A 4393-nucleotide genomic window follows, 5' to 3' on the forward strand; every position below is an offset into this window, starting at 1 on the left:
TGGTCTTGGATAAAAGGCCTCTGATTCACATCGTTGGCGTGGGTTAAGTGACTCCCAACCGTCCGTTGATAAGGCTGAGAGTGGTGTGCTTATCAATGGGGATTTTCGCCCCCATCGACAGCGGTTTGAGTAAGCATTGAACCCCTTTAATGCTCCATCCGGTCACGTCCATCAGCGCTTTTTCGAGTGGGGATATCTCCATTTCCGGAGGTGGGTTACACTTATTTTCAGTGCTCCAAGGTAAAGCGCTCCGCGCTTCTTGCACTTGCTTCAGATCCGATTTTTTAACCAATCGAAAGTGCTCGCTGCATGTCTCAATAAGTTTTCCGAACCAACGAAAACCAACCACACGTTTGGTCTTCTCACCATACTTATTAAACTGCTCTTCATAAGCTAATTTGGCTTTGTTACCTAATTCACAAAAACCCTTCCATCTAGAGTTATCAGCGTGAGCACGAAGTGAATCAAGTTCTTCATCGAATGCGGTATCTAATGGTTTAGCTCTTCGGAGTTGACGCCAAAGCCCCACTGCAGGAGAGCCCGATTGAGAAAATTGCTTAATTCTATGAATTGATGCCCATGCACGAGCCGATAAAGCATTTTCATCCGCTTCTTTCTCTGGCATATGAGCACCATTAATGTTTTTGGAAATGTATTTAATGATGTAGCCCGTTGCCGTCCCTTTCGATGGATCACATTGCTTAGCCAAGAAACGTTTTTCCTGAAGTTCCTTTGTTTTAAGCTCTTCATTATCTTCCTCTATAGCGATCTGACGGCATATGTCCACTAGTTGCTCAAGCTGCTGTTTAGGACAATACAAAAACAAATGCGCGTGAGGAGTCCCATCTTTATGTGGTTCCGCCACCCGAAGACCAAACCAATCAACTTGATGTTTTTTGAAAAGAGCTCTCGCTCTTTTCCACTGAGCCATCAAATTTATATGGGCTTCTTTCGGTGTACACCCAATCCAATGCTTTGAGCTTCGGTGATACTTTCCCGGTAAAGTCCAAGTAATAAACACCCCTTCATAACCTAAATCGATGGCTCTTTCTTCGTCACCTCTAGAGCGTACCACCAGCTCAATACGACGATTTTCATGATTCGCCGTCGTTCGTTTCACCACTTCACTCAAATCAAAAACGGTGTCGGTCTCTTCACTGACGACAACCATCGACTGAACATAATTTTCGGCTTCTATCTGCTTGCGGCGCCACATTTCAAATGAACGACTCGATACGTAACTTCTTTGCGCTTTATCGCCCCCAACCCGCTCAAGTGCTATTTGAGCGAACTCAATATATTGATTCCGTAGATAAATGAGCTTGCGCACTAAATATCGAACATCCAAACAACGACGAATTGCACTTTCGTATTCACGCTCACAATCCTCAAGCGGCATCTGTTCGGTAATATATAACTTCGGAGGCTCAAGGTGGATTTCCTTCATCTGGGTTTCAATCGCTTGATAAGCCATATCTAAAGCAGACAAGTAGCTTTCCTTTAACTCTACTTGGCGGATGTCATAGTGGAACACTTCGGTCAGGTTTAACGCCAAACGTTCCAACGCTTCGTCATTGGTCAGCGTAAAGTGATCAAGTTGAATGTACGGTCGCAGCTCTGAGCACACGACTGGTTTGGGTTTGGCCTCTTTACGTGCATCTGCAAAGGGAAACTTATCTTCAATAATGGGTGAAAGTTTTAGGGCGTGACTGAACACATCAACAGCAAAGAGTTCGAGATTTCTTCTATCAGGATTCTTACGCTTTTTACGCTTGATAAGTTGATGTTCAATATCCTCCTGAACAACACGGGGGAGCAGCTTAAAAAAATGATGACCAATTGACGTCTCTAGAGAAAAACGAGTCGCTTCATCACGACTGGCCTGCTCTTTGAGCTGATCCTCTACATTAAGATTTGTGTCTTGCATAGCTCGATACTCGCTTACTTATCAATTTAGCTTGTTGCTCAATCAACTCGCGTTGACGCGGCGACTTTGCATGACGATATTGATAGCGCTTAATCATCAATTTCAGCTCATCGAATCGAATCTCTGTTGGTGTTTGCATATCTACACCTCCAGACTTTCAAGTAATTCAATTGCTTCTTCAAATTGGCCTAAAACAACAGAGAGATAACTATCCTCCTCGGACCCAATAGATGGGCTCAACTGACTTTCAATTAATCGATGTAACAACTTAGCTTCACTGGAATGAGTAAAATCGATGTTGATAGAATGCATAGGGGTTTCCATAATTCCTCCTCATCCATTCACTGATTGCCAATCGGTTTTTGCTAGCTCATATCGTTTCTCGATATACATAGCTAGATCTTCCACCCTGATCAGCGTTGGACTTCGTTCAGAGTCGCGTAGTTTGAAAGTAGGAACAGGAAAGTCACACGCCTTAGCTTTCTGTTCTGCGGTTTTTGGCGTAATCCCAAAAAACTCCTGACTTACGGTCTTTAATTCAACTGTCGGACTCTCGAAACGAGCCAGCAATGCGAATTGCATATTCATCTGGTCACCTGTGATACTCTGGTTAATTCAGGTCAATTGAGCCCCAAAAGCATTTCAATGGATGCTCAATGAGCTTCGAGCCTAAAAAAAGGCTCAAAACAAACTAAGCACACTTTGGAGAGGTTTGAGCATTAAATGAGCATAATTGATGATAAATTATCTGAATTAAAGGAGATGACTGGGACTTCCCGGAACGTCGATTTAGCCAAAGTCCTGGGAGTCTCCACTTCAACCATTCAAACTTGGCGCTATAGGGGGAAGATACCTGAAGATATTTTTTTTAAAGCAGAACAGGTAGCTCTTCATGGAAGCGTCACTCCTCGAGGCTATGTTTCAATAAAACTCTATGAAGTCGAAGCTAGTGCCGGTTCAGGTTCACTTGTCGAAAATGAAGACCCCTCCACCGCTCTCCTCTTCAGCGAAAAATACCTACGTAAAGACCTCGGTTACAAACCAGAGAATGTATTCCTCTTGTCCGTTCGTGGTGACAGCATGGCGCCAACACTCAAGAATCAGAGTATGGTTATGGTAAATAGAATTGATGATTTTGCGTCAGATGGGATCTATGTATTTCGGTTTGAAGGCGCCTTGTTAGTCAAGCGTCTGCAATTCTTACCGGAAGGAATCGAAGTAGTAAGCGATAACCCAACTTATAAAACTTGGGAGATAAGCAAAAAAGATTTGGAGCATAAAGATTTCCAAATCATCGGAGAAGTGGTTTGGTCAGGACAAAGAATATAACGCGTAGAAGTATTTATTGAGTGCGGTACCCCCATGGTACCCCTCGAACTAGCTCAGCCCTTGCTAAGGCTGCTTAATCAATCCAATCGAGCATGGGTGCAACGGATAAGCGGTTAGCCGCGTATTTACTAGTATTGTCAGGTTTCATAAGGTGTTACTCGAAATCTATACACTGTATACATATACAGCAATTTGCTAGAGTTGCCCCAAACTCACCCTTTCAGTACGCATATAGTACGTATCGATGGAGTAGGACGAATGGCATCATTTAGCATTAAAAAAGAACACTTCAAAGCGGTGAATCACGCTTCACAGTGGACATTGTAGTCAAAAATAATTGGGCGATTATACACAGGGAATCGAAAACATTCAGGAACAAAGACGAACTTATTTTCCCTTACAACTCACGAAGTGTTAGTGCAGGTTTGCAGCAAGTAAGAAATGAATTGGGTATTGAGGATTTGAGGTATCACGGCCTACGAAGAGAAGGGGCAAGTCGGTTGTTTGCAAAGGGCTACTCTATTGAAGAAGTAGCCCAAGTAACTGGGCATAGAAACTTGAATATTTTGTGGCAGGTTTATACGCAGTTATTTCCACACAAACTCCATAAAAAGCTATCTTAGATTTAAATTTAATAAACCGGATTACAACTCAGAGCTATACATCACCATTGATAATTACTGTTTATATTCACAGTATCACTGTATAGTCAATATATGCACAACACTGGATACGTCACTACAATCACTGTAATTAGTTGCACCTATAAAAAGTAATGATATTATCCTCGCCATATAAAGTCCCATTACAAAAGGTTACCTATGGCTTATTTTAAATTCTACAATATTCAACTACTTCCAATGGATACAACCACAACAAAGGAAGTTGGGGTTGATGGCTACTGTAAGTTGTTTAGCGCTGTCGGAGATAAAATTGCTGAGATTCGCGAGAAAGGCTTGAAGCTTAGTTCTATTGCTGTGAAGATGCGCGGCGAAATGTACTTCGCTCCTTTCTCCGTGACATTACTAGAGTATCCTAGTGACGATACATAGACAGAACCTTAAGCACTAAGCTCAGCGTAAATTCCGTCTAACGTAATGTTTTCTTTAGACTTCCTCTGCGCGGACTTTTGAGCGT

7 protein-coding genes are annotated in these 4393 nt (G+C 42.5%); 3 read left to right on the forward strand and 4 right to left on the reverse strand.

Annotated features, from left to right (window positions below; genetic code table 11):
• Positions 1–43: 43 nt before the first annotated feature.
• From AB4623_RS23875 to AB4623_RS23890, 4 genes are read right to left on the reverse strand one after another with little or no spacing between them, the layout of a single operon-like run.
• Entirely contained in the window at positions 44–1927 is a 1884-nt protein-coding gene (locus AB4623_RS23875) for a replication endonuclease (protein WP_372147505.1), read from the reverse strand.
• Positions 1908–2066 (reverse strand): hypothetical protein, encoded by a 159-nt coding sequence (locus AB4623_RS23880; protein WP_017081571.1) that lies wholly within the window; start codon positions 2064–2066, stop codon positions 1908–1910. Before AB4623_RS23880 ends, AB4623_RS23875 begins: the two co-directional genes overlap by 20 nt.
• A 2-nt stretch (positions 2067–2068) precedes the next feature.
• Positions 2069–2251, reverse strand: a complete 183-nt coding sequence (locus AB4623_RS23885) for a hypothetical protein (protein ID WP_029224279.1) — start codon at positions 2249–2251, stop codon at positions 2069–2071.
• 9 nt (positions 2252–2260) lie between these two features.
• Entirely contained in the window at positions 2261–2515 is a 255-nt protein-coding gene (locus AB4623_RS23890) for a pyocin activator PrtN family protein (protein ID WP_017081573.1), read from the reverse strand.
• A gap of 135 nt (positions 2516–2650) precedes the next feature.
• Here AB4623_RS23890 and AB4623_RS23895 point away from each other — a divergent pair, with 135 nt between their 5' ends.
• From AB4623_RS23895 to AB4623_RS23905, 3 genes are all read left to right on the forward strand, one after another.
• On the forward strand, positions 2651–3256 hold the full coding sequence (locus AB4623_RS23895; RefSeq protein ID WP_102421383.1) for a S24 family peptidase: 606 nt from the start codon (positions 2651–2653) through the stop codon (positions 3254–3256).
• 314 nt (positions 3257–3570) lie between these two features.
• A complete protein-coding gene (locus AB4623_RS23900; RefSeq protein ID WP_372147507.1) occupies positions 3571–3879 on the forward strand; it encodes a tyrosine-type recombinase/integrase in 309 nt (102 codons plus the stop codon).
• Positions 3880–4077: 198 nt separating this feature from the next.
• Positions 4078–4308: a hypothetical protein gene (locus AB4623_RS23905; RefSeq protein WP_372147509.1), complete on the forward strand. Its 231-nt coding sequence runs from the start codon at positions 4078–4080 to the stop codon at positions 4306–4308.
• The last annotated feature ends 85 nt before the right edge of the window (positions 4309–4393 follow it).

Source organism: Vibrio sp. 10N.222.52.C12, from assembly GCF_041474215.1.
In the GTDB taxonomy this organism is placed as follows: domain Bacteria; phylum Pseudomonadota; class Gammaproteobacteria; order Enterobacterales; family Vibrionaceae; genus Vibrio; species Vibrio crassostreae_C.

What these genes read in the sequence shown, in the direction of transcription:
- AB4623_RS23890 (WP_017081573.1), bottom strand. Translation starts at nt 2,515, where the DNA reads ATGAATATGCAATTCGCATTGCTGGCTCGTTTCGAGAGTCCGACAGTT.
- AB4623_RS23895 (WP_102421383.1), top strand. Translation starts at nt 2,651, where the DNA reads ATGAGCATAATTGATGATAAATTATCTGAATTAAAGGAGATGACTGGG.
- AB4623_RS23905 (WP_372147509.1), top strand. Translation starts at nt 4,078, where the DNA reads ATGGCTTATTTTAAATTCTACAATATTCAACTACTTCCAATGGATACA.
- AB4623_RS23875 (WP_372147505.1), bottom strand. Translation starts at nt 1,927, where the DNA reads ATGCAAGACACAAATCTTAATGTAGAGGATCAGCTCAAAGAGCAGGCC.
- AB4623_RS23880 (WP_017081571.1), bottom strand. Translation starts at nt 2,066, where the DNA reads ATGCAAACACCAACAGAGATTCGATTCGATGAGCTGAAATTGATGATT.
- AB4623_RS23885 (WP_029224279.1), bottom strand. Translation starts at nt 2,251, where the DNA reads ATGGAAACCCCTATGCATTCTATCAACATCGATTTTACTCATTCCAGT.